The 23,213-nt window shown below is 36.0% G+C and carries 27 protein-coding genes; 10 read left to right on the top strand and 17 right to left on the bottom strand.

Going from position 1 to position 23,213, the window contains the following annotated elements:
• Position 1: 1 nt before the first annotated feature.
• The gene (locus QE382_RS08305) at positions 2-1,459 is read right to left on the bottom strand and encodes a TlpA family protein disulfide reductase (protein ID WP_307185473.1); all 1,458 of its coding nucleotides are present in this window, start codon (positions 1,457-1,459) and stop codon (positions 2-4) included.
• Positions 1,460-1,463: 4 nt separating this feature from the next.
• Complete coding sequence (locus QE382_RS08300; protein WP_307185472.1) at positions 1,464-1,832, bottom strand: hypothetical protein; 369 nt, start codon at positions 1,830-1,832, stop codon at positions 1,464-1,466.
• A 656-nt stretch (positions 1,833-2,488) separates the two neighbouring features.
• On the opposite strand from QE382_RS08300, the gene QE382_RS08295 reads away from it, so the two are divergent.
• Positions 2,489-2,845 (top strand): hypothetical protein, encoded by a 357-nt coding sequence (locus tag QE382_RS08295; RefSeq protein WP_307185471.1) that lies wholly within the window; start codon positions 2,489-2,491, stop codon positions 2,843-2,845.
• A 36-nt stretch (positions 2,846-2,881) separates the two neighbouring features.
• On the opposite strand, the gene QE382_RS08290 is transcribed toward QE382_RS08295, so the two are convergent.
• From QE382_RS08290 to QE382_RS08280, 3 genes are read right to left on the bottom strand one after another with little or no spacing between them, the layout of a single operon-like run.
• Positions 2,882-4,213: a hypothetical protein gene (locus QE382_RS08290; RefSeq protein WP_307185470.1), complete on the bottom strand. Its 1,332-nt coding sequence runs from the start codon at positions 4,211-4,213 to the stop codon at positions 2,882-2,884.
• Positions 4,214-4,257: 44 nt separating this feature from the next.
• The gene (locus tag QE382_RS08285) at positions 4,258-4,476 is read right to left on the bottom strand and encodes a hypothetical protein (RefSeq protein WP_307185469.1); all 219 of its coding nucleotides are present in this window, start codon (positions 4,474-4,476) and stop codon (positions 4,258-4,260) included.
• Between the two features lie 16 nt (positions 4,477-4,492).
• On the bottom strand, positions 4,493-5,179 hold the full coding sequence (locus QE382_RS08280; protein WP_307185468.1) for a hypothetical protein: 687 nt from the start codon (positions 5,177-5,179) through the stop codon (positions 4,493-4,495).
• Positions 5,180-5,318: 139 nt separating this feature from the next.
• Between QE382_RS08280 and QE382_RS08275 the strand changes: the two genes are divergently transcribed.
• The 3 genes from QE382_RS08275 (at position 5,319) to QE382_RS08265 (ending at position 6,705) form a co-directional block, all read left to right on the top strand.
• Positions 5,319-5,690, top strand: coding sequence for a hypothetical protein (locus QE382_RS08275; protein WP_307185467.1), 372 nt, complete (start codon positions 5,319-5,321; stop codon positions 5,688-5,690).
• A 68-nt stretch (positions 5,691-5,758) separates the two neighbouring features.
• Complete coding sequence (locus tag QE382_RS08270; protein ID WP_307185466.1) at positions 5,759-6,103, top strand: hypothetical protein; 345 nt, start codon at positions 5,759-5,761, stop codon at positions 6,101-6,103.
• Positions 6,104-6,117: 14 nt separating this feature from the next.
• A complete protein-coding gene (locus QE382_RS08265; protein ID WP_307185465.1) occupies positions 6,118-6,705 on the top strand; it encodes a hypothetical protein in 588 nt (195 codons plus the stop codon).
• A 53-nt stretch (positions 6,706-6,758) separates the two neighbouring features.
• On the opposite strand, the gene QE382_RS08260 is transcribed toward QE382_RS08265, so the two are convergent.
• From QE382_RS08260 to QE382_RS08220, 9 genes are all read right to left on the bottom strand, one after another.
• Complete coding sequence (locus QE382_RS08260) at positions 6,759-7,259, bottom strand: DUF4411 family protein (RefSeq protein WP_307185464.1); 501 nt, start codon at positions 7,257-7,259, stop codon at positions 6,759-6,761.
• Positions 7,259-8,404 (bottom strand): ImmA/IrrE family metallo-endopeptidase, encoded by a 1,146-nt coding sequence (locus tag QE382_RS08255; protein ID WP_307185463.1) that lies wholly within the window; start codon positions 8,402-8,404, stop codon positions 7,259-7,261. Before QE382_RS08255 ends, QE382_RS08260 begins: the two co-directional genes overlap by 1 nt.
• A gap of 510 nt (positions 8,405-8,914) precedes the next feature.
• Positions 8,915-9,280 (bottom strand): hypothetical protein, encoded by a 366-nt coding sequence (locus QE382_RS08250; protein ID WP_307185462.1) that lies wholly within the window; start codon positions 9,278-9,280, stop codon positions 8,915-8,917.
• Positions 9,277-9,609, bottom strand: coding sequence for a DUF6984 family protein (locus tag QE382_RS08245; protein WP_307185461.1), 333 nt, complete (start codon positions 9,607-9,609; stop codon positions 9,277-9,279). The genes QE382_RS08250 and QE382_RS08245 overlap by 4 nt, the downstream gene beginning before the upstream one ends.
• Before the next feature lie 447 nt (positions 9,610-10,056).
• Positions 10,057-10,878 carry a hypothetical protein gene (locus QE382_RS08240; RefSeq protein WP_307185460.1) on the bottom strand — a complete coding sequence of 274 codons (822 nt, stop codon included), beginning with the start codon at positions 10,876-10,878 and terminating at the stop codon, positions 10,057-10,059.
• A 261-nt stretch (positions 10,879-11,139) separates the two neighbouring features.
• Positions 11,140-13,089, bottom strand: a complete 1,950-nt coding sequence (locus QE382_RS08235) for a leucine-rich repeat domain-containing protein (RefSeq protein WP_307185459.1) — start codon at positions 13,087-13,089, stop codon at positions 11,140-11,142.
• Positions 13,090-13,094: 5 nt separating this feature from the next.
• Positions 13,095-13,493, bottom strand: coding sequence for an Ig-like domain-containing protein (locus QE382_RS08230; RefSeq protein WP_307185458.1), 399 nt, complete (start codon positions 13,491-13,493; stop codon positions 13,095-13,097).
• On the bottom strand, positions 13,474-15,033 hold the full coding sequence (locus tag QE382_RS08225) for a lactonase family protein (RefSeq protein WP_307185457.1): 1,560 nt from the start codon (positions 15,031-15,033) through the stop codon (positions 13,474-13,476). The genes QE382_RS08230 and QE382_RS08225 overlap by 20 nt, the downstream gene beginning before the upstream one ends.
• Positions 15,020-16,471: a hypothetical protein gene (locus QE382_RS08220; RefSeq protein ID WP_307185456.1), complete on the bottom strand. Its 1,452-nt coding sequence runs from the start codon at positions 16,469-16,471 to the stop codon at positions 15,020-15,022. Before QE382_RS08220 ends, QE382_RS08225 begins: the two co-directional genes overlap by 14 nt.
• Positions 16,472-16,590: 119 nt before the next feature.
• Here QE382_RS08220 and QE382_RS08215 point away from each other — a divergent pair, with 119 nt between their 5' ends.
• The 5 genes from QE382_RS08215 to QE382_RS08195 all read left to right on the top strand — a co-directional run bounded on the left by QE382_RS08215 (position 16,591) and on the right by QE382_RS08195 (position 20,471).
• Positions 16,591-16,791 (top strand): hypothetical protein, encoded by a 201-nt coding sequence (locus tag QE382_RS08215; RefSeq protein ID WP_307185455.1) that lies wholly within the window; start codon positions 16,591-16,593, stop codon positions 16,789-16,791.
• Positions 16,739-17,470, top strand: coding sequence for a KilA-N domain-containing protein (locus QE382_RS08210; protein ID WP_307185454.1), 732 nt, complete (start codon positions 16,739-16,741; stop codon positions 17,468-17,470). The genes QE382_RS08215 and QE382_RS08210 overlap by 53 nt, the downstream gene beginning before the upstream one ends.
• 187 nt (positions 17,471-17,657) lie before the next feature.
• Entirely contained in the window at positions 17,658-18,107 is a 450-nt protein-coding gene (locus tag QE382_RS08205; RefSeq protein WP_307185453.1) for a DUF1569 domain-containing protein, read from the top strand.
• Between the two features lie 426 nt (positions 18,108-18,533).
• Complete coding sequence (locus QE382_RS08200; RefSeq protein WP_307185452.1) at positions 18,534-19,289, top strand: helix-turn-helix domain-containing protein; 756 nt, start codon at positions 18,534-18,536, stop codon at positions 19,287-19,289.
• A 24-nt stretch (positions 19,290-19,313) separates the two neighbouring features.
• Positions 19,314-20,471: an FAD-dependent oxidoreductase gene (locus QE382_RS08195; RefSeq protein WP_307185451.1), complete on the top strand. Its 1,158-nt coding sequence runs from the start codon at positions 19,314-19,316 to the stop codon at positions 20,469-20,471.
• Positions 20,472-20,643: 172 nt separating this feature from the next.
• Here the strand turns inward: QE382_RS08195 and QE382_RS08190 are convergent, their stop codons facing one another.
• The 3 genes from QE382_RS08190 to QE382_RS08180 form a co-directional block, all read right to left on the bottom strand.
• The gene (locus tag QE382_RS08190) at positions 20,644-20,988 is read right to left on the bottom strand and encodes a hypothetical protein (RefSeq protein ID WP_307185450.1); all 345 of its coding nucleotides are present in this window, start codon (positions 20,986-20,988) and stop codon (positions 20,644-20,646) included.
• A gap of 136 nt (positions 20,989-21,124) precedes the next feature.
• Complete coding sequence (locus QE382_RS08185) at positions 21,125-21,325, bottom strand: winged helix-turn-helix domain-containing protein (RefSeq protein WP_307185449.1); 201 nt, start codon at positions 21,323-21,325, stop codon at positions 21,125-21,127.
• 47 nt (positions 21,326-21,372) lie between these two features.
• On the bottom strand, positions 21,373-22,017 hold the full coding sequence (locus QE382_RS08180) for a hypothetical protein (RefSeq protein ID WP_307185448.1): 645 nt from the start codon (positions 22,015-22,017) through the stop codon (positions 21,373-21,375).
• Positions 22,018-22,117: 100 nt separating this feature from the next.
• Here QE382_RS08180 and QE382_RS08175 point away from each other — a divergent pair, with 100 nt between their 5' ends.
• Positions 22,118-23,149, top strand: a complete 1,032-nt coding sequence (locus QE382_RS08175; protein ID WP_307185447.1) for a ligand-binding sensor domain-containing protein — start codon at positions 22,118-22,120, stop codon at positions 23,147-23,149.
• The last annotated feature ends 64 nt before the right edge of the window (positions 23,150-23,213 follow it).

Below are 23,213 nucleotides of genomic sequence, written 5' to 3'. Positions count from 1 at the left end.
GTTAATTGGCATGTTTTTTAACTTCCTTGAGCAGGAGGATCGGGACTTTTTCAAAACCGACTTCAAGTTTTAGGTTGTACCGTTTCAGTTCGCTTTGTACATATTCCATCGATCCTTTACCGATAAGATTCGTAGGGAATTGCATATGGACCAGCAGCTCTTTGGGCAAATTAGTTTGATCGACTATGCGATTATCATCAAACAACCTATTGGGGAGCCTTGGCAAACCCGTTCTGATATAGTCTAACCATTTAAGCTCTCCATATTGGCCATTGAAATAACGATAAGCAGGATCAGAAGGCTTCGCTTTCTTTGTTAGCAGTGCTATTGTCCCCTTAGGTTTACCGATACATTTTAACACTGGGACTTTATATTGTTTTGATTGATCAATACTGATCTCAAGCTGATATTCAGCTAGCGCATAATCAGCTAAGTATTGCCGGAACAGATTTAAACCTTCTTTCTCTCCTATCCCCTTTGGTGCGCGAAATTCAACGGTTCTACTGTTTTTCCTGAGCCAGTCACCATAGATCGAATCTTTAGCAAAGTCATTATTATACATTTTGGGGCGTCCAATTTTAAGCTTACTTTTCAGATCAGGTCCAACCTCATATTTTATCGCTTTTAAAAGATCCATTCTGTCAGTCAACAGATCCTGATAGGCAAATACAAGCAATTGATCGATGGGAATATTGATACCATAGTAGAGCCAACCATTAGGCGTTTTTACTGTTTTAAAAGTTACCTGCGCATAGCCCTCGGCATAGCCACCAACTTTAAAGCTATCCTTTTGATAATGTACAGCTGCTGGAGCATTATGCTTCTGAAAGAGAGGCTGATTAGGATCTATTACCTTGATATCAGTCTCGTTATAGACGGAAGGCATTTTTCCAGCAAGCAGCATATTGATATTTTCCAACGTGGCGTAATTTGCTCGTGGCATTGCTATTACCTTTCCCTTATAGATCCAGACCATATGTGGGATAGCTTGGTGTGGAAAGTAGCGGGACAAGATCGAATCGTTGATCACAGACTGATGTTTCCAAGCAAAACGGTTCAGAACAGCTTGAATTTCGGCATTACCTTCATACGTGACGGGTATGATGGCTACCTGCGTAGTATCTATTTTACCGACCAGCTCCTCATTCATATTTTTTAGGGAACCAAGGCATGGCATACACCAGTGTGCCCAAAAATCCAGTATGATAAGTTTGTTTCTATCTTTATCTAAAGACTTGTTATAGATCTTTCCGGTAGACCAGTCGATCATCTGGTGCAGCTCATTGTAAAAGGCTTCGGGAACCTGGTCATTGATATAAAGCCCATCGGCCCCGCTGTCGTTGCGGGGCGTCTGAGCTGATAAACTAAACATATGAAATACAGCAATGCATGTCAGAAGCAATGTTGTATTCTTCAATGGCTTTAAAAAGCGAATTAAATGCAATGTTAATTTTTTCATTATTTTAGGAATTGGTATTGGATTCGGATGCGCGTTGGAAGAAATCGAAGATTCTCTTTGTTGCCTGTAATTCTTCTTCGTTCACCGACGTTGAAATTGGGACTTTACCCAAATCGACTTTATCCATATGCAGCATAAAATAAGCTATCGTTGTTCGCAGAAGATCAACTGAAAATGAGGACAATTGATCAATACTATAATTCCCTTCTGTGTTGTCGACATTAGGTTGCAATGCGACCATATGTTCAAGGATCGTGTTCAAAGAATATTTCTCCCAGAAATTCTGTACATTCTGAATGGGGTCGTATTCTTCCCTGTGCGTCTCATAGATGACCATATCCAATAGGATTAGGTGAGCATAATTGGATTTCATTCATTAGATTTTTAATGGCGAGCTTAAGGCATAGCTATTCCAGTCCGACTGAATCAGCTACATTTTCAGGCCATAAGCCATGTGTAATAAAATTGATTAATTGGAGGAGCTAGAATTCTTTTGAATGAGTATCACTAGGTAAATAATTGGGCGTCTCGAATTCCATAGCTGATGTGACCAGATCATCTCTGGCTGAATCGTACCGAGCTACTCGGGGGAATTTTTCAAATTTTTGTAAAGCTGTTTTTTCATCCTCGTTTTATTGGTTAAACGAGCCTCTAAAACATCGACAGGGCGGTTCCTGTTTTCAGTATCAACAAGGCACTAGCACAGGCCCCGAAACAACGTCCAACAGGAAACCAGCCCTGAAGAAATGCAAATATACAATATTTACAGATTTCTTTATGGGCAAGGTGTACTCCTGTCGTCTCGTTTCGGTTCAAAAAGTGCTAGTTTCTGTTGACGAGACTCTTTAAATTAAGTTCAAAATAGAGAGCAAATTGCTTCCTATCGTTAATAATTCAGTACAATGATACAAATATAACACAAAAAGACGCAATATCAAAATATAATGACGTATTTTTCAGTATTTATTTTGCTTTAGATCTTGGGTATCTTCGTTTTTCGAGTTCTTATACTTGGAAAAATCTAGTACAATGAGCAAAAAACACGTCGGAGAAATTTTAGATAATATAGCAACCAATCATCCTTTGCCAAAGGTCGAATTAATAAGATTGGCTGGTTATGGATCACAATCAACGTACTATAAACACATTTCGAGAAGTGACTTGCCTTTTAGAGTTCTATATAAGTATGCGAAAGTCATGGACTATAATTTCGCTAAGGAAATACCGGAATTTAGTGAATGGATTAAAAGTAAAAATCTTCCGAAAATAGGCGCAAGTAGTATAGAAGAATCAAAATTAATCAAAGAAAAAGATTCCTGGAAAGAAAAATATTTTGAACTTTTAGAGAAGTATAATAAACTTCTTGAAGAACAAAGAAGAAGGTAATTTGTAATTATTTAGGTAAACTGACAATACAATAATCTAAACGTTTAATTCAATGATCTTACTATTATGAGCATCCGTGTAGTAACGCATATGACCTAAATATCCAATTTTTCGAAAGATGAGTATATAATATAAATTGATACATGAAAAAGACTTATCCAAGAATTTTGACCAAGTATCACCAGATATGTTTTCACCATGTGCAGTATTATTTCTAATCCAAATCCAAGAGTCAATTAGATCTTTATCGATAATTCCTTTAGCACATAGATTCCTCAATATATTTTTCACATTCAAGGACCTTTTATTAGAGGAAGGAATTGTACTTTTTAATCGTTCAATAACAGCTTGAAATTTGCAACCATACTGCATTTCTAAAAATTGTATGGCTTCTTTCACCTCTGTAGTATATTTCTCATCTTTGACATACCAATCATAGTAGAATTCTTTACAAAGATTTTCTATTTGAACACTTAGCACAAGTCCCATTGCAAATAAATAACTACAACTAGATGAAACAATCCTTTTGTGGATAACTGGTAATATTATTCCTTCTTGAGTATCCATGAAATTAAAGTATGACTTAAATAATTCAGTATGATTACTCTTAGTAAACTCATCTCCTCTATTATGGGACATCGAAAGCGGTGACATAAATTTAGAATCTGCTGGTAGCATGTTTTTGCGTCCATAATAACAATGGCATTCTTTTCCAACATTCATTAATATAGGTTCAGTCTCTTTACCTGTCATAAAATCAAATGTTGACACAACTCTTTCTAAAAACTCATAATTTACTTGATCTGCATTTCTACCTACGAAAATTGCCTCCGTATAACTATTAAACTTGCTAAAGATAATTGTAATGCCTTCCCTCAACGGAATTTCCCAAACATGATTATAATCAGTATACCATAAGTCTTCACTAAGTGTAGTTTTGGTATGGGAAATTCTATCCATTGGTAAGTTATATTCTCCAGAAAATACAATTTTTGAATTATAGCTAAAAGGAAAATCCATCTCAATTTTCCCGCTTAATTTGAATTCAGTGACGTTTAAAACAGGCGAACCCGAGAAGAGATAATTACAAGAATATTTTTTATCATTTTCATCATTTCCAGCAAAACTGTAAATAGGTGTCTTATTCATTGGCAGAGAAAGCAAATGTTCAAACCTTTCTCCATCTCCAAAATAATGATCGTTAAAAAATTTTAAATAGAACTGTCCATCTTCTTTTATATATAATACGCCCTTGCCGCTGATCTCAGTCCCATCACAATTCAGTTTTACGAATACTAAGTCAATCTCGAATTTGCAGTTAACAAGTGAAGACAATACTTCACGTTCATTACTGTTATTAGTAAACATATAAATTCCAAATAATTTAAAGTCTATAACCAAACTTGTATTTCTTAATCAAGTAAATAATCCACATTCAAGTTTCTTACCTTCATCATCTGTTCCTGCTTAATATAAATATTTTTAAAATCGATCAAATGATTGAGATTCTGATCGTCCGGATGGGGAAGAATTATATGGTAAATATATTCCTTACCAGCCAAATTATAACAAACCTTTGTCACTAGTAATTTAAATGTTTCATTTTCTACAATTCCGATATTGTCAGGCATATTCATTCCTAAAGTATCAGTAAATATTAATGGAAAGTCTGCACAAACTGCTTTTTTTTAGTTCTTTTATTATAAGCCAGTAAGAATTACTTTTTATACCTTGAAAATTAAACAATAAACGATATCCGATCTTGGAAAATGCGATCAGATATGCTGCTTTTAATAACACACTTTTATTGATTTCTGGACTATAATCAACTTTAAACCTCAACTTCACCCCAGACCAATTCTCTATAGGCCCTCTCTCTTTTAACATATTCACAGTTTTATTTGGAAAACCGAATTTAACTTCCACTTTTCCATCTTTTACTGGCCCATTATATAGTTTGCCAGATAGTGCACCATTAATTATATCAGGCACATAAAATTTTGCATCTATTGGTCCAACTCCATCCTGAAAATTTCTATACTTAAAGTAATTAAGTATCTTTTTATCTTTGGTTCCACCATCGTTATTATTGAACTCTTTATCAGTCAGGATTAACGGTTTACCATTTAAACTATGTTGGGGAACGTGCTCAATTGAAAGCTTATCGATGTCCTTTCGACTGTAAACTCTTAAAGATAAAGGACAAATATAATGATCGTGAAGATCGATTTTATCACCGTTTTCGTCTGTAAAACTCAATTGAAACTTCTGAAGAGTTCCAGTCAAATCTTTAGAAAATTTATCAAATATTTTAAATTTTGAATCTGTTCCCATATTCCAATAACCAAATTAGCCACAACTTCATCATCTAAAATACATTAATATATCTGATTTTCGAGGGGACAGGTCTTCATATTAGAATTATAATTAAATTGAATTACTAAATATTGACCATATAAATAATACCAAAGAAATGAGAATTTATTGTGACAGTAATATCTTTAGAAAAGCAAAAAGTACCTCTAACCAATTCAACAAAGAGGTATACGATGCTATGGAGTCTTTAAGTGACATATGCTTATTTCTTTTCTCAGAAGCACATCTCGACGATCTCTCAAAATCAAATGAGCATTATCGAAATGAAGATCTAACATTAATGGAGCGGTATGTCAACAACAATTATATTTGTCGTTATCATATCTATAAAAAGATCAATTTCTTGTTAGCAACTCCTACCGAAGCTTACAATAGTCATGACTTTGCTGCACAAGAAAATTACCTCAAAGACCCAGTTGATTATATTAATAACCTTTTAAACACAGAAGATAACGAGTATTTAATTTGATAAAACCACTTTTCGATATTCCCTTATTAGATTTATCCGACTTCAATCTAGAAAATCTGCCCGTAGATTTGAAAGATAAATTGGGTAATATCAAGGACATAAAAACGCTTTTAGATATAATTAAATTACTACCAAATTTCGGTTCCTCACTTACAGACTCAAAAGCATTTAGAAACCACCAGAAACATCTTGCTTCGTTTATAAATAGGGATGGCTATAGTTACGACAAATGTTCATTTGATTTTGATCAGAAGATGAAAGAAACTGGATTCCAAAAATCCTTTATGGAGTTAGTCGACATGATTGCCTCTGGTTTTGATAAAGATGATTTATATACCAATTTCATAAATACATATGTTGGACTCGAAACTTTAGGGGTTACAGAAGAAAAGACTGGAAAAAAAGAAAAGTAAAAGCAAATAGCTATATGGATTTATATCACGATGCAGCTCACGCGTTTTTTGCATCATTCACTGATTATTTTATTACGGATGATAAAGGCGTGCAAGTTAAATCATTTATCACATATAAACTACATGGTATTAAAACTCAAGTTTTATCATCGAAAGATTTTATTGGTAGAGCTTGTCTTCTATTGAAAAATGAAGATGATTTAAATTCATTTAAATTGGGGCTAAAACATTCTTTGAAAACAGGGTTAGTAGTTGATAACTATATTTTTTCTAAAAGACAAATAGTCCAATCTTTATATCCGTTTTTTAATTATTTCGACAGAATTCAAGTAGAATTAGACGAAATGACTATTCAATTGTTTAGATCTAGAGATAGCAGAAATGGTATTATGTATGCAGAGTTGCAATTGCTGATAGATAAATGCACGAAGGCATTTGGGCCTTCAATTGAAATTATCAATCGGGAAAGGCTTACGGAATTATCAAAGTATGAAAAAGGGCAAATTATAAGGTCGTGGGGAGATAAGAGCAATCTAATTCAGATTTCTTGGGAAGTAAACTCATTTGATGAGGAAATAATAGTATTAGGACTGAAATTTTAATTAACTAACTTAAGAGTAACAGGTAATTAACACCTATCATATAAGTTTTATAATTAAAAGCTCACTCCGATTTCCCTCATCATTGCGATCGTGTTTTTGAATGTTACCCCAAATTCATTGCACGGTTCGGGAATCTTTATTCTACTTCTAGCCTCAGGCTGACTTACTTCGTGTGTTATCAAAATACGGTTAGTGACATCTGTCAAAGCATAAGCGACTAACCAAGCGTCCGCCTCATCGGCATCTAAAAATTCATTCAATGCAGCTTGTTTATAATGTCCTGATTTTGAATAAGCCCAATTAGCAATACGTGAATAAGCTTCAATTGTCTCTGACGACGGCTGAAAAAAACTATCAGGAAGATTATCCGATACCCAGTCACTTAGTTTATCTTTATTATGATCAAGTTCTTTTTTGACTTTATCAACACTGACTATTCTTCCAATTGCAGCCAGTTCTTGTATTTTGGACCAGAAACTTGGAAATACATCGAAAGGATAATGCGCCCGATGTGCTTGCACGAAGAAATTTGTATCCAAAATATACTGTTTCATCAGCTTCCCATTACATTTTGGTTAATAAATCGGGTATATACATCGCCAAAGAGGCCTGTTAGCTTGAAAGCATCTTTATAGGTCAATCTTCCACTTTTCACTGCACTATCAACGTAACTGGCAAAGATCGGACTGACTCTCCTTTTAGTGGTTCTGTAAAAATCGCCACCAGAGCCTTTACTATCCTGTTTTGCTTTAGCCCATTCCATATAGTTATTATAAAAATTAAAAAACTGGGGTTTGGTAATTAGATTTAAATCAAGCGCCCTCCTCGCTATGACGATAGTACTTACCTTAAAGCGAGTCGCTAACAGCTGAATATCTTGGATATTTTTCCACTGGGAAAGCAATTCCTTTTTGGGAACCAAAAACTCAGCCGCCACCTGATCGCAAATTAATTCAAGATCGTCGCCTGCAGGAAGTAATTGATCCTGATTAAAACCGGCACTTTTACCTAACCAGATATGGGCCAACTCATGTATTAATGTAAATAACTGCGCAGCTTTAGCATCTGTATTGTTGATGAACATAAATGGTACGTACTCGTCTACCAAAACGAAACCTCTACATTCATCTACAGGTACGGGACGGTGCGTATTGTTTCCGACTACGCCATTCTGAACAACAATAATCCCGATTTTCTCTATCGCATCCATCAGCATTGTAAGACTATCTTCCCAGGTCTTACAAGCCAAATACCAATTTTCAGCCAGGCCCAATTTAGCTCTCAGATCATTGACAAATGCATTAACGGTCGTTGTATTATTAAATTTGCCTATAAAATCCAATGGCTCACTTCCTAATTCAATAAGATATTCTCTCAACCAATCCTGCCGTCTTCCGAGTTCTAGAATAGTATCATAAACATTGGGACTGACCGTATAATTTGGCCGAGCTTGACCAGAGCGAAAAAAGGGAAAATCAATCTCCTCATTTGGTGGCTCTTGTAAAAAGAGATAACCAAAAGGAATATGTACTTTTTTAGAAAAATCTTCTAGCTGTTTTACTGTAGGTTGCTTTTCTCCCTGTAACCAACGCTCTACATTTAGTGTTGGATATTTTAAAGAAAATTTGGCTAAATCATACCCCGCACGGTCTAACGCCCATGTTATCATATTCTCTCTCACCGGTATTGTAGTAGCCATGATACAAAGTTAACTATTCTAGGACAAAATATCACCTAGAAGGTTTATATGGTTCTGATATCCAATATACAAATTCTTAGGGTATCCCTAAAAAAATATTTATTCATACAGATGTTGATGTATAGATTTCGTATCTCCATATTAAACAAATAATTTGGACCAATAGGCCATATAACGTCTCTTTTCTCTAATCACAAGCGTTAATCAAATAAAATAGTAGTGTGTTCATTGCATAATCGATAATTATACGGAACTTGTTTTAAATTAACCTTGTTCAAAAAAATATTACCATCGATTTAAAAAAAATGATTCCAGAAACTTTCTTTTCATCTGATTTGATCCTTGAAACAATACAGTTCTATTGCGCCCCTTTACTATGGACGATCTTGACAGCATCGAAACGATAAGCTATAACAAAGCAATGGGTGAATTTGGAGCGCGAGTAAAGAACAGGGTATAAAACTCCCCAATTGCATATCTATTATTAGTAAGGCTCTCATTAACTCAAAATTATCGATTAATATAATATCTATATTCTTCCTGAATTACTCCTGCTAAAATATATTTATTAGGAGAGGCTTTGTAGGTCGCCTCTGCAAATGCTACCGCATCAGCAACTGAAGAAAAAGTATGTATCACACCAAATGGCTCATCTGGATCAACCAACGAAAACGCATAGATGTCCAAGAGGTCTTCATTCCCCTCATCAAAGGATTCAAAATAGGCCACAGAAAAGCTTTCGTCGCTTTTCTTATCAATGCTTAACCATCTGAGTATGGTATGATCTGCTTCCTGAACAACACCCAACCATTGCTCCACTGATTTTCCTAATCTCAATCTGGATTGAATTTCATCTTTGTTTAGATACCGCATCATAAATTTATTGATACACCAGGTAACTGTATCAAAGGAGAAAAATCACCTTTGAAAATATCTAATTCATAAAAATTATCGTCAGTATCCACGATAACAGAGATAAGCAAATACATTCCGTCGACATCGTGAGAATCCATATCGGCTAGCACACCGCCTGAACGCCTATGATCCTCTCCTTCTATAATTACTTGGAGGCTGCCCATTCCACCATCGTCCATTTCCTCAACAAATAGGCCTTCCAATGAAGTTATAATGCCGACTCCCTCCGGCGTGTCCCGCACCAAATAGGAGATCAGCTTTATTTCTGCAGAGGTAAGTCTTCTTTTCATATTTCGCATAGTTCTATTGGCTTCTCAAAGATTCATCTATATAAAGATCAATAATCACTTATACAAATCAAACTTTTGTTATATTTTATTTGCCAAACCTTTTATGATGAGCATACACAGTATAAATAAAGGATCCGGACATTTACGAAGGGATTGTCGCTAGGTGTGAGCTATGAAAATTTTATGCGTTATAGAGATGTATATTTTAATATCACACTGTTGTTATAGAGATTATCACTGCTTTTTCATCGTCATTTTCAACTGCTCTTTTTTATTTCTTTGCCTTTAATAGATGACTCAGAATAAAAAAAGTAAGTACAAACATAATTGCCTGAATGATAAATATAGGGTAAAGTAGATCTCCTTCCGCATAGCGATATGCAAAACTTATAATTGATACCGGAAATGTAAATGCCGTACCGACAACAAACCATTCGTTATAAGAATCTAATCCAAATAACCATTTGGAATAAAATCCAGCGAACTTGAAAAACCTAAATAAGCCTCCAAGCTAAAATCAGTATCAATTTCTTTCATCGTAGTAAATATTAAAGTTGTAGGTGATGATTTGGTAGTTGGAAATGACGGTAATTCCCAATTTACGCCAAGTGATGAATGTACAGCATCATAAAACCGACTATTGCTTCCTGTTAGATCAAATTTGTGTTCGGTAGGTATGTTTCCAGTATCTGTGAATTTTCCATTCTCGTCTGATGAATAGGATAACAACAGAAACGGCGTTTTAGTTCCCCCTTTCATTTCCGAAATGAATTTATAGGTACCCTTTTGTTTTAAATTATACTTGTCTCCTTCTTCGAAAAAGAAATAAGCATCTTTTTTCTCATTGTTCACCAGAAATATCCGCATTTGATCCTTGAAAGTGGGATGACTTGATTTTGAGATTACTAAAGGGAGATAGAAATCTGTTATTTTCACTTTAACTTCTCGTGTGCTTTGAACGATGTTATCAGTTATTGATACAACAGTCTCTCCTTTTTTCTTACCATTTAAACTTATGGCTCCAAAAGGAGCATTAGTTGTCGTGGTAAAATTTGCATCGAGGATTTCTTCATCTTTAACCTTAATCGTATAACTTCCATTTCCACTAGTGATGGAAATATATCCTACATAATTTGAACGTGTCTCTACTTCGGTTGGTGTAAGAATAAAGTTAAACCTTTGTTTTTCGTCCTTTTTGCACCCAAATAATAATAGTAGGGTAAAAAATACAGATATTTTTTTGATTGAACTGCGTATTAAGTTTTTCATTTTTAGAGAATATTTCATAATTGATTTGGATTATTAATACTCTTAACGTTTCACTTTTATAATTCGCTACACGAATAATTATATTCTATAGGATTAAATATAAATGCTTCCCAAACAATTTTTCAATTAGAGAAAGAACGTAACAAGAAATTAAAATTGCTCAAGACTGAATATGGCAACCTAGATCTATCTAGCCTTACTTAGTTGAAAAGAATCTAAACTTCCAAAGGTATACATGTTCATATGAAATTGCTCCGTTTATCAATAATAAAATACAAGACCATCTCTTTTCGCAGTGATTTCCTTTAATTGATCATAGTCCATATTCAGGCATTGATATAGCGTAAAAATCACCCCTGAGCGCATGGAATAAATTTCATCGGGAAGTCGACCCAAATTTGTACCGTTCAAAATAACGTTATTCACGGCCTTCAAAGCACAAATCTCTACAGGAAATTTCTTGAGCTTGCTATAATTGAAATCCAGTTTTAGCAGACCATCCAATTGTCCAAAACTGCTTGGAAAACCAGTAATCGAAGATGCCCTTGCATTGATTTCCTTCAGGCTCTTAAGTTTTCCGAATGTTTCCGGTAGAGTTGTCAGTTTACTATTCTCCATATTCAGGTAGGATAAACTACTCAAACCGCCGAACTCATCTGGAAGCTTCTCCACAGATGGGGAAAGCCAAAGATCTTCTAATTTTTTAAGGTTACCTATCGAAGCCGGTAAAGTTTTAAAATTACCGCCCACTAACCAGAATCTAAGATTAGACAAATTTCCAATATTATCAGGAATAGATTGCAAGCTTTCTCCTTGAATCCAAAGTTGTTTTAAGCTCTTTAGGTTACCAAAAGATTGTGGCAGCTGCTGAAGCCTGCTTTCTCCATAAATTTCTAATGTATCTAACTTGACCATGTTGTCAATATCGGATGGCAGTGTGACTGGCGATGATCCCGGATATACGAAACTGAACCGTGCGAACCTCAAATTATGGCATTTACTCAAACTTGACGGGATATAGGCTTGCTGAGCTAGAATTTCTGTAGAAACCAATTGAGTCAAGTTTCCAAAGTCTGAAGGGATCTGAGTAACAAAGCAATCGAGGTGTTTTAAATTGACCAGTTTACCCAACGTGCCGTTGAAATCTACATCGCCGACATACCGCATAATAAGGGTTTCGAGCGACTTTAAATTTCCAAAAGTTCTTGGCAATACCACGGTATATCCCAAATCGGGGGTTCGCATCGGTGTGAGGTGAAATGATTTCAATTTGATTAGATTGCCAAAATTATCGGGAATGGTAAGATAATAGCCTACCCGATCCAGACTAAGTTCTTCAAGAGCAAGGTAATGATCGCCGAAAATAGTCGGAACATCTTTCAATGAAGATCCACCTAAAATAAGCTTCCTCAGATATTTAAATGCCTTAAGCGCAGGAAAAGAGCCCGGATCATTAAAACGATGTGCTATACCTGAAGCCTGCATATTCATTTCAATAATGTGCCCGTCCTTATCTTCAACAACACGCCCACCGCGCCCCATTTGCAATTCATTTAATGCCTCGTCTTCCTGATATTCGCCGGTTTGTACTTTTTTGGTAAACTGATAATTTTTCCCAGCATAAGTCATCGTATAGGTAACTTGGTAGCTGGTATTCGAATAACCATGCAGTTCAATAGTAGGATTTTCTTCTACTGGTCTAGCCCATCCGTCGTGATATGTACTATGTAGGTGACCATAAGCCTTATCGAAAGACCATTTACCTTTATATTTAGGATCCACTGCAAAGTGAAGTATCGTCCTAAAAGATGAAGGTGTATTTTCTTTAATCTCGATATGTAACTCGGGTATTTTAACATTCACTGTGGCCGTATTACTATTAGTGACACGTGTTACTGTCCATGTAAGTTCATATTCCTCACCTGGTATTCCCCTAAATAATGAATTAGGGTTACTAGGATCATCTATTTTCACATAATCTTCTACCACTGTTCCTTTAGTTATACTCCAATTGCCAGTTTCTCCTTTTTGTAAGGCACTACCCTTTAGCTGGACGGTGAATTCGTCATATAGTTCAGTGGGCTCGACCTTAGGTTCATATACTGTTTTCAGGACATCCTGGTATTCCTTCTTTGAACAGGCTACAAATAAAAAGCTTTCAAAAAAAACACAAAGAAATGAACACCAAAATAATGTAGACTTATTATACATGGATATTAAGGTTGAGTTGTAAAATTAAAAGTTGCTGAACGCGCTGTATTCCCGTTGCTGTCGTTAACAATCAGTTGATAATAGTATTTTTTCGATTTTTCTAAAGGGGAAAAGAATACACTATACTTATTGTTACTTTGACTCACGGCATTGTAGATTTTTCCTCCGGTCTGTTTGTACATAACAGCAAGATCATCGTGTACATATACTTCAACTTTACTATATGGATACGAAGCAAGTGTAAAAGACAGTATGTACTGGCCTTTATCTAAAGTAACTTTATTTTGAATATGTGCAAAAGCATCTATTTCGTTGTATATGGTTTCCTTTTTGCAGGAGCTGATCAGGAATAATAGAACCCCAAACATCAAGCTTACAGCAATTTTATTGAATGGACATTTCATAAATCGTGCCTTCTAAAAAGTTTAAATCCGTATTGAGGTAATACTTGTCTTTATAAATGAACATCCCCCCAAAATACATATGGTCTACATCACTGCTTAAATGAACTGTATTAAGCGTGTTTTTTGCTACGTTGTATAACATAAAATTATTAACGTCTAGTGCCAATACGATATCCCCCCCATAATTTATGGCACCTACTGGCGCATAAGGATAGGTTTGATTGGTTGTTCCAGCACGATATAATTCGGTGAGTTTAAAAGTGCCCGCATCAACAGCATATACTGCTAGAGTATACCCGATATTGAAGCCTTGGTCAAATACATTTGAAACTCCAAGTGCATATAATTTGCCATTGACTGAGACAAAACATTCGCTAGTAAAATTGATATCGAAAGTGGCAATCTCTTCAAATTTGTCTTTTTCTGGATTATACTTGGCAACGATGTTCTTTATGCCTCGCGAATTCAATGTAAGTGTGTAGGTTTGGTAGACCGTATTATTGTGCACAAAGATACCATGATTATTATAACCGTGCGATTCTTTAAGTTGGGGCCGGCTAAAATAATACTTTGAAAACTCACGTTTTTCAACATCAAAAGCCTGACAAAGAAGCTCATTGCCATGGAAAACATCCGGCTCCAATGAAGGTAGTATATGGCTTACTGGTTGTGACACAAAAAATATCTTATTCTTTAAGGAGACGGATTTTGCAGGAAGAAATCGTATGGAATCCGGAATATGAGCAATATTTTGTAATCTGCTTGTTTCAGGATCAAATAATGAAACTGAATTTTCTCCAAAATAATAAATTTGATTATTGCAGATAGATGCATAAGTAGTCCTCAACGACGTTTTTTTCAGCTTTAAGGACAAGGCTTTTCCAGTATAAACAAAATCAATAGCCTGTCCAATAATCTCTTTATCTTTGTAGAGAACGCGCATCATATGGTTACCATCTCTGTACGGATAATACCCCGACAGGTTGATTTGATAAGTTCCATTTTTTGTCGCTTGCGGATAGTCCATGTGCAATGTGTCCTTCCAATTAAGAAATTTGAGATCCCGCAAATTGATATTCTGGAGGTTCTTTCCTTCTACAACAGTGGTAAAACTGCCAGTCTCATCATAAGTTGCCACAGGTGTAGGCCAAAATAGCGTGAAATCTTCTGGGAATGGAGCAGTTGTGGTTATTTCAGTTTTACGCTCAGATTCTATTGTGTTGCCGTTATATTCGATGTAAGGCACCAAAATATAAGTAGATTCGGAATCCAGTTCATTCAATGTGAGTCGAAACATATCTCCTTCACGAACAGCTTCAACACTTTTTCCTTGACTGGGATTATCTTTTTTATAGTACCTGACGCCCGATTTTGTATATCCTAGACTGGAAATCTGATAGGTCATTGAAATTTCTTTATCCCGGACACTAGTGATGGCCTCGTTTATAATCCTTGGAAAAACCTCATTTTTTTCAGTTTTACAGGCCGACATAAGAAAAACAAGCCCCAGTAGACAAAGGTATTTGTTAAAGTTGCCCATTTGATTTTGTTTTAATATAAATGAAATTCAAATTTTCATAGGACCAGGTTTGTATATAATAGAAAAACAGGTTGTATGAATTATCGACATTTTGGGTCATATTTTTAAACATATGCATCTCCAAATTAGGATATTGTAAAGTCGATAAGAGCTTCAGATCACTGTCATACTTATTTATTGTACCATAAGTGGATATTCCACCACCCTCTTGCTGTCCATAGACCACAATATTGTTATCATTATCAAAAAAAGCTCCTGCTGGCTTTAAATTGACGTATTCACCCAATTTTGCCTTGACATTGCCATTCTTATCAAATTTGACATACCTTAACGAATAGGAATAGAAGTCAAAACCCCAGAGATAAAAAATATCATTTTTATCTTTCAGTAAAATAGGCATATGGTATTGACGTTCGTAATCGCCAGGAAGCTTTCCATCAAACTCAAAAGTAGCCAGCACATTACCGTCCCGATCTGTTTTTTGCACCTTAATTTTTGTTGCTTCCGAATCAAGCAAACTATAATAGATCTGTTGCGCATTGTCTAACTGAATTGAAGAAATGCCAACGGAGCTATTTTTACGTTTCCAAACAACTTTAAAGTCGCTGGTAGTAACCTTTAACAGCTCTCCACCACCTGTACCCATGATCATGTTATGTGACGCGTCAAACTGAACTGATGAAACGTAATCATTCGGAGACAAATCTATCGAAACGGGCTTCTCCAATTTCAGTTTACCATTCGTCTGATCAATGACATAAATATCGTGTTTAACAATAATGAAAGCTTCATCTAGCTTAGAAGGCAACACTACATGTGGTGGTAAATCATAATAATTTAGATCCTGGATCAAGCGATACCAAATAATCTGGCCTTTATTATTTGTACGATATACAATCAGTTTAAAATTTGTATCTCCACCCTCATGCTGCAAAAATGTACAGATTAAATGTCCACCATCTTCCAGAAGACGGATGCTATTATTGCCTGTTATACGTGATTGCGTATGAATTTTGTATTCAACATAGGTACTTCCGTTAGTTGTACTGCCTCCAACAGTTTTTGCATCTATGCTTTGTTCTTGTGTTATGCCCGTTTGGGACCTCGCGATTACACGGATCTTATAATTTGTATCGCCAAGCAAATTAATTAAGCTGTATTTTGTTATACTAAGATCCTTCGCTACAAGCTTATTATCTACATATATCGCATAGGATACTGGCTTAAAATGCGAACTGTTCACCTTATCCCAAGATAACTCTATTAAATCTTTGTTTGCAGCACTTACAACAAGATTCAAAGGATTTAATATTTCTGCCTGATCAATATATTCATCGGTTTTGCTCGCAATATTCTCCTTCTTGGAACATCCTCCAATTAATAAAATTAGAATTAAGAAAAATAGCTGAGCACAATGGTAAAAAATAGCTCTTTTCATAAAAATGAAGTTACTCACCAAAGATATTAAAAAGGTTGTATCAAAAGCATTTTTTTTAACATAATTAATTGACACATTAATTAGTCCAAATAATTCTCTACAATATTTAATATACCTTTATGAGATTATCGTATAGTACAACATCCAATAGACACAAAATGGCACTCGAATTAATACCTGTAATAGAAATTGGATATAACAATAAGGACATTCCAACACCAGGCAAATATCCTTATTGGGAATACCCTATATTATGGGATAAATATAATGCTGAAAGCCACAAAAAAGCAGGTTGGCCTAATTGGAAAATGGATTACTAATAAAAATACATTAGAGTATCTGAGCGTTTGGGAGAAGATAAACAATTCCGATTTTAATTACCCCGAATTCGGGGTAATTGAACAGGAAGCAGGGACAAATAGATTCATTATGTCTGTGGGCCAATGGATTGAACGAACGAAGGCTGTAGGGATGATAGTAAAAGCTGGAAGATATGGAGGGACATTTGCTCATAAAGATATTGCTTTCCATTTTGCGATGTGGCTAAGTCCAGAATTCCAAATTTACTTAGTGAATGAATTTCAGCGTCTAAAAGATGAGGAAAATGATCGTTTGAAATTAAACTGGAACTTACAGAGGACACTAGCCAAAGTAAATTATCACATTCATACCGATGCAATAAAGGAAAATCTCATTCCAGCAGAAATTACAAAACAGCAAGTGAGTTTCGTTTATGCAAATGAAGCCGATCTGCTCAATGTTGCACTATTTGGAATGACCGCTAAGGAATGGAGAGATGCAAATCCTGATAAGAATGGCAATATCCGGGACTACGCGATTATAGAACAGTTGGTCGTGCTAAGCAACATGGAAAGTATAAACGCGTTATTAATTCAACAAGGAGTACCACAAAATGAACGGCTTATGCAACTGAATAAAGTAGCTGTGACACAAATGAAGTCGCTCGTAAAAAATAAGGCTGTTAGAAAATTAAAATAGAAAGGTGTCTTATTTATCCATTCCTCTAACTGGAAATATGATGAGTTTTAAACAAATCTTATCATCAATGCGTTAGATATGCAATTCTATTTCTTATCCTATGCAAAGTCGATCGAAGAACAAATCTGTTAGATTTGTAAGACTGCAAATGATCAAAATCCATATAGAATAGATAAATGTTCCTAATATGAAATCAATATTTGAGAAAAACATAAGAGAAGCGGTCATCGAAAGAATTAATTTATTACACGAGGACAGCGATGCTCTTTGGGGAAAAATGACAGTAACGCAAATGGTCAGGCATTGTATATTATGTGAACAATATTACCAAGGATCCATAAAGGTTACGCATTCATTTTTAGGGCGAATGTTTGGTCAAAATGCGATAAAGGGGATATTGAAAGATGAAACAACAAGTTTTGGCAAAAACGCACCCACATCCGCTGTATTTATCGTAAATGAAGACATACATGATTTAGAAATGGAGAAACGAAATTGGAAATTATTAATCGAGCAATATGAAACATTTGAAAAAGATACATTTGTACATTGGTTCTTTGGTAGAATGTCCAGAGCCCAATTAGGACAGTTCATATACAAACATTTCAACCACCATTTAAAGCAGTTTGGAGCGTAATCCAAAAAGCCACGGAACCGCTACTTGGGTCAGACGAATTTAAACGAACAGAAAACAATTGCAACGGAAACCCGCGCCTTTTACGTTATCTATCAAGCTGACTGTCTTTTGCCAAGGAACAGTGACGTTCTCTTCATAGTTATCTGGAATATTGTAAGGATCTGTGATCGTAGGGGTATATTGAACTTGCGCCGATACGGCTGGTCCTTTAAGCGTATAAGAAAATGCTCAACCGATTTCTAAGCCCTTTATACTTAGAAGTATTCAATTTTTATCACTCCATAATAACACTCCTGCGGATTCTTGGTATGTTGACTCAGACTTAAGGCATATGATAAAGAGCTCAATATAACTTATGCTTAGAATCTTTATGGTATTTATTATTTTTTGTATTTTCAATCACTGAAAGATTTTATAACCATCCTTATGGACAATGACTTCTATTGCAATTTCATCCAACCTGATAAGGACATCGCTAAATTTGTCGAAAATCTGGGAACATTTCAAAACAAGTCTGACAACCCAAAAGAAGTAGTCATTATTCCCGATGGTCGAGTTGATCTTCTTTTTTTTCAGTCCTCGGCGGAACCGTTCCACACGATGATTATGGGCTTGGAAACCTACCCAGAGGAAAGATATATATTGCCCCACACAACCGCTTTTGTAGTGAGCTTTAAGCCACTCGCAGTGGAATATATTTTAGACACTTCGATTGCAGCGCTACTGAACACCGGCAAAACACTTCCAAACAATTTTTGGGGTTTTAAAGCCGAAGACTTACAGAATTTTGAGCTTTGCTGTAACAAAGCAACACAGATAATAAAGAATTTACTCCCTAAAGAAGCGGATGAAAGAAAATGTAAGCTTTTTGATCTTATTTATCGGTATAGAGGAGAGATGACCGTGCAAGAACTGTCCGAAAAAGTTAAATGGAACAGTAGGCAGATCAACCGCTATTTTTCAAAACAGTTTGGGTTATCGTTAAAGGCCTATTCGACTATTTTACGTTTCAGGGCATCTTTGGAGCACATTGCACAAGGAAGGCTCTTCCCTGAGCTGAACTATACTGATCAAAATCATTTTATTAAAGAAATAAAAAAATTCTCAGGAGTAGTGCCAAAAGAATTGTTAAAAAATCAAAATGACCGATTTATACTATTATCAGTGTTGAAAGGAAAATAATTTTGCATTGTAAAAATAGAGACAATGCTGATTAAAAATCGATCAATAGCCATCGTAGGTGCAGGCCCCGCGGGGCTTACACTGGCAAGACTTTTACAATTAAAAAATTTACATGTAAAAGTATACGAAAGAGATTTTGATAAAAATGCACGAGTCCAGGGATCGCCCCTCGACATGCATGAAAACTCAGGACTGGCAGCTTTACGGAAAGCTGATTTGCTGAAACAATTTAAAGAAGTTTTTCGTCCGGGAGCTGATAAAATGCTTATTATGAATGAACAGGCAGAAATTCTTTACAGTGACCATAACACAAAACCTGATGAAGCTTTTGGTTCCGAATATTTCCGTCCGGAAATAGATCGTGGTCCCTTAAGGAATATGCTGGTGGATGCTCTTCTACCGGAAACGGTAGTATGGGACAGTCATTTTATTTCAATGGAGCCCCATAATGAGGGGTGGACGATTCATTTTAAAAACGGCTCTTCTGTCTATGCTGACCTGGTTATCGCAGCAGACGGCGCCAATTCAAGGTTACGCCCCTATCTCACCCCTATCAAACCCGTCTATTCAGGAGTGATTATGCTGGAAGGAACTGTTGCCAAACAATATGCCCCCCACATTGATGCACTGGTAAAAGGAGGTAAAATCATGGCCTTTGGAAATACTAAAAATATATTGCTCGGCCAGAAAGCAAATGGGGATATTGGATTTTATGCGAGTTTTAAAGCAAATGAAAATTGGGCGGCAGAAAGCGGTCTTGATTTTTCCGATAATATTCAGATTCTAGAATGGTTTAAAACAGCATATCCAGAATGGAATGCGCTCTGGCATGAATTGATTCAACATGCATATACTCCTTTTATTCCACGTCTGATCTATTCGATGCCCGAACAGCGGTGGAAAACAAAATCCAACCTAACCCTGATAGGAGATGCGGCCCATGTGATGCCTCCATTTGCAGGAGAAGGAGCAAATATGGCCATGCTGGACGCGTTGGAGTTAAGCGAATGTTTGACCAACGCGACTTATCAAACTATACAGGAGGCTATTTCAGATTTCGAAGTTAACATGTATAATAGGTCGGTAAATGCCACCCGAAAATCCCTGGAAAATGGCGAGAAGATGCATTCCAAAAACGCACTTTCCACTATGCTTAAATTTTTCAACGCCCATCCTAGCTGAACATTTAGCTATCTCAAATGTTTGAGATAGCTAAATTCCTTGCAAGATCCTAAGGCGTTGTGCAGCTATAGTATCATCGCATAACTCACTCAATAATTTTCTCATTTGTTTTACAATAAGATTTTTTATGCGATTATCACCTCTTCTTTCATTAAAATTGACTATACGCCAACTAAGTTTGTCGAAAATCCATCAATATCTTATTAGTATTGTTTAGAAATTCTCCCATATTGAACCAGTAGCGTTTATAAACCTCCTCCTCAAAAACAAATAGGCAAGTATCCATAACGGCATCAATAAACACTACATCAACTAGATTATAGTTAACATCAGTTTCTAGAGTGACACGTTTAAAAGTAAGGCGAAATTCATTATATGTTCCGTTATATACCAATCTAATGCAGCCATAGTCGTTATGTAGATCAAGATGAGCGTCATCCAAATCTAGCTTTATACTATTTTTAAATAATTCAGATTGTGTTAAACTAATCTTCCTCTTTATTATTTCGCTAGCCATTGACTTACTGCTTTAATTGTTAATCTATTCAAGACATTGCATCCATATTATTTCATCTTTATTTTCAATCGCTCTTTTTATTTTGACAAACGAAAAGAAAAGAACTACCAGCAAGATGGGTTCAAAACAATTTGCATTAAAATCTAGTTTCAAGCTTATAGCCTTTGCCACGGACTACAACAATGTTGATATCGGGAACTGTTTCCAATTTTTTCCTGAGTTTCGAAATAAACATATCCAAGCTGCGCCCCACAATCACGCCCTCATCTTCCCAGATCTCTTTTTGCAACCTGCTTCTAATTATCATCTCATTAGGAGATCGTGCAAAAATGTGCATTAGCCTTGCTTCCGTCCGAGTCAGATCTATGCATTCATTATTTATCCTCAATAACTTTTCATGGGATCAAATTGAACCGAGCCGAAACGGAATACTTCTACAGGCTGATCACTTTTGGGTGCTTTTTGTATTGCACGTGGCCTAAAAACAACAAAACAGATAAAAGCCAACGCTGACAGACTACCCAATATATACACTTCTTTCTCTCTATGTTCTATTGGTTTGAATTTAATGTCAATCGCATAAAAGCCACTAGGTTGCTCTCTTCCTAAACAAGGTACAATATCATCTTCTTCATCTCCAGCGATAGCAAATCCATAGGTTACAGCATTCGATGCACAGTTAAGAACGTTGACAATATAATTGCGTGTGAAAGGATCTTCGCCCAGCAGGTCTTTCGCTGTATTTAAGAGAGAATCAGGCTGAAAGGTAAGATGCTGTTCAAATCTAATCCGATATTCATCTGTTGTAATCCGCTCTATAGGAAGGACCCTTGATGAACTATCCCCCGATTGTAAGAGCAGCTGGTGTCCAAGTTTACGGAGTAAAATTTCTGCTTTGGCTTCATCAAAGCTACTCCTCTCGTCCTTACTAAATGCCAGACCGATCAATGCGATAGATAGGAATACGAATGTTAGTCCAATAATGTATCTACGTCTTCTACTGGGAAGATTTTTGAAATCAAATCGCATAAGCGGACATTATTTACAAAGTTTACAATTTAATTTACAATCCTGAACGGTCAGCTATAAAGATATCAAAGTATTTTCGCTCAACCAACTTTGATAAAATATGAACAATGCAATGACCATTTCCATTTTACTGCTGCTCTCTTTTTTAACCAGCTCTTGTAACGAGATCAACCAGAAACAACAAAAGATAAATAATTCAAGGTCTTTATCCAATCGTACAGACACTACACAGGCTCCAAATGGAATCGTCCGTACGGTAAAGCAAGACCGGAGGGGCAATATCTGGATTGCTTCATGGAAGGGTGTCTTTCGATACGATGGAAAATCGTTTACCAATATAACAGCTGACGTCAGTACTGCCCGTTTTTTCGCAGTATTGGAAGATAAAAAAGGAAACTTTTGGTTGACATCGATCGGTTCAGGCGTGTATTATTATGATGGAAAATCCTTCCGCAATTTTACGACCAAAGACGGTCTTGCAGGTAACAAGGTCACTGAAATCTATGCGGATAAGGCCGGTCATGTTTGGTTCTGCACAGATGCTGGAGCTAGCCGATATGATGGAAAGTCTTTTAAAAATTTTACTGCAAAAGATGGACTATCCAGCAACAGCGTCAACTCGATTATGGAGGACAAAACAGGAAAGTTATGGTTTGGAACAAGTGATGATGCCTGCGTCTATGATGGTAAAACATACACAGTCCTCAAGCATGAAGGTAAATCGTTTAAAAATGTCCGCTCGATAATAGCGGATAAAAATGGGAATATCTGGCTCGGGGGAAATGACGGACTATGGCGCTACGACGGTACTACATTTACAAATTATACGCGTCAGTTTGTTGGCTATATCTATGAAGATAAAAATGGGAATATCTGGACTAGTTCGGATAGTATTGTCAATAGGGACTTCAAACATGTCTCACAACCGCCCACAAAGACAAAAAGCTGGATTCTCTCCCGTTACAATTCAAAATCGTTATCGGATTCCTCCACGCCTCCCGAGATAATCAGATCGGGGGAAGCCCTGATTTTTGGAATCACGGAAGCTAACGATGGAAGTATATGGTTTGGTACTTTAAATGGAGTGCATCGTTATAAAGGAAATAGTTTCACGAACTTTAAAACGAAATAGTATACAAAGGCAAACAACTACATGTCGCATGCGTTAAGATTTAAAATAAACGACACGAATGAAT

The sequence above is a fragment of the Sphingobacterium zeae genome (assembly GCF_030818895.1).
GTDB lineage: Bacteria > Bacteroidota > Bacteroidia > Sphingobacteriales > Sphingobacteriaceae > Sphingobacterium > Sphingobacterium zeae.
Note: the sequence above shows the minus strand (reverse complement) of the source record. Positions and strands in the feature narration are given on the sequence as shown.

What these genes read in the sequence shown, in the direction of transcription:
- QE382_RS08210 (WP_307185454.1), top strand. Translation starts at nt 16,739, where the DNA reads ATGCTGAAAGCCACAAAAAAGCAGGTTGGCCTAATTGGAAAATGGATT.
- QE382_RS08205 (WP_307185453.1), top strand. Translation starts at nt 17,658, where the DNA reads ATGAAATCAATATTTGAGAAAAACATAAGAGAAGCGGTCATCGAAAGA.
- QE382_RS08185 (WP_307185449.1), bottom strand. Translation starts at nt 21,325, where the DNA reads ATGCACATTTTTGCACGATCTCCTAATGAGATGATAATTAGAAGCAGG.
- QE382_RS08295 (WP_307185471.1), top strand. Translation starts at nt 2,489, where the DNA reads ATGAGCAAAAAACACGTCGGAGAAATTTTAGATAATATAGCAACCAAT.
- QE382_RS08255 (WP_307185463.1), bottom strand. Translation starts at nt 8,404, where the DNA reads ATGGCTACTACAATACCGGTGAGAGAGAATATGATAACATGGGCGTTA.
- QE382_RS08285 (WP_307185469.1), bottom strand. Translation starts at nt 4,476, where the DNA reads ATGCCTGACAATATCGGAATTGTAGAAAATGAAACATTTAAATTACTA.
- QE382_RS08220 (WP_307185456.1), bottom strand. Translation starts at nt 16,471, where the DNA reads ATGAAAAGAGCTATTTTTTACCATTGTGCTCAGCTATTTTTCTTAATT.
- QE382_RS08290 (WP_307185470.1), bottom strand. Translation starts at nt 4,213, where the DNA reads ATGTTTACTAATAACAGTAATGAACGTGAAGTATTGTCTTCACTTGTT.
- QE382_RS08265 (WP_307185465.1), top strand. Translation starts at nt 6,118, where the DNA reads ATGGATTTATATCACGATGCAGCTCACGCGTTTTTTGCATCATTCACT.
- QE382_RS08245 (WP_307185461.1), bottom strand. Translation starts at nt 9,609, where the DNA reads ATGAAAAGAAGACTTACCTCTGCAGAAATAAAGCTGATCTCCTATTTG.
- QE382_RS08190 (WP_307185450.1), bottom strand. Translation starts at nt 20,988, where the DNA reads ATGGCTAGCGAAATAATAAAGAGGAAGATTAGTTTAACACAATCTGAA.
- QE382_RS08260 (WP_307185464.1), bottom strand. Translation starts at nt 7,259, where the DNA reads ATGAAACAGTATATTTTGGATACAAATTTCTTCGTGCAAGCACATCGG.
- QE382_RS08240 (WP_307185460.1), bottom strand. Translation starts at nt 10,878, where the DNA reads ATGAAAAACTTAATACGCAGTTCAATCAAAAAAATATCTGTATTTTTT.
- QE382_RS08275 (WP_307185467.1), top strand. Translation starts at nt 5,319, where the DNA reads ATGAGAATTTATTGTGACAGTAATATCTTTAGAAAAGCAAAAAGTACC.
- QE382_RS08305 (WP_307185473.1), bottom strand. Translation starts at nt 1,459, where the DNA reads ATGAAAAAATTAACATTGCATTTAATTCGCTTTTTAAAGCCATTGAAG.
- QE382_RS08230 (WP_307185458.1), bottom strand. Translation starts at nt 13,493, where the DNA reads ATGAAATGTCCATTCAATAAAATTGCTGTAAGCTTGATGTTTGGGGTT.
- QE382_RS08225 (WP_307185457.1), bottom strand. Translation starts at nt 15,033, where the DNA reads ATGGGCAACTTTAACAAATACCTTTGTCTACTGGGGCTTGTTTTTCTT.
- QE382_RS08195 (WP_307185451.1), top strand. Translation starts at nt 19,314, where the DNA reads ATGCTGATTAAAAATCGATCAATAGCCATCGTAGGTGCAGGCCCCGCG.
- QE382_RS08175 (WP_307185447.1), top strand. Translation starts at nt 22,118, where the DNA reads ATGAACAATGCAATGACCATTTCCATTTTACTGCTGCTCTCTTTTTTA.
- QE382_RS08250 (WP_307185462.1), bottom strand. Translation starts at nt 9,280, where the DNA reads ATGATGCGGTATCTAAACAAAGATGAAATTCAATCCAGATTGAGATTA.
- QE382_RS08280 (WP_307185468.1), bottom strand. Translation starts at nt 5,179, where the DNA reads ATGGGAACAGATTCAAAATTTAAAATATTTGATAAATTTTCTAAAGAT.
- QE382_RS08200 (WP_307185452.1), top strand. Translation starts at nt 18,534, where the DNA reads ATGGACAATGACTTCTATTGCAATTTCATCCAACCTGATAAGGACATC.
- QE382_RS08235 (WP_307185459.1), bottom strand. Translation starts at nt 13,089, where the DNA reads ATGTATAATAAGTCTACATTATTTTGGTGTTCATTTCTTTGTGTTTTT.
- QE382_RS08215 (WP_307185455.1), top strand. Translation starts at nt 16,591, where the DNA reads ATGAGATTATCGTATAGTACAACATCCAATAGACACAAAATGGCACTC.
- QE382_RS08300 (WP_307185472.1), bottom strand. Translation starts at nt 1,832, where the DNA reads ATGAAATCCAATTATGCTCACCTAATCCTATTGGATATGGTCATCTAT.
- QE382_RS08180 (WP_307185448.1), bottom strand. Translation starts at nt 22,017, where the DNA reads ATGCGATTTGATTTCAAAAATCTTCCCAGTAGAAGACGTAGATACATT.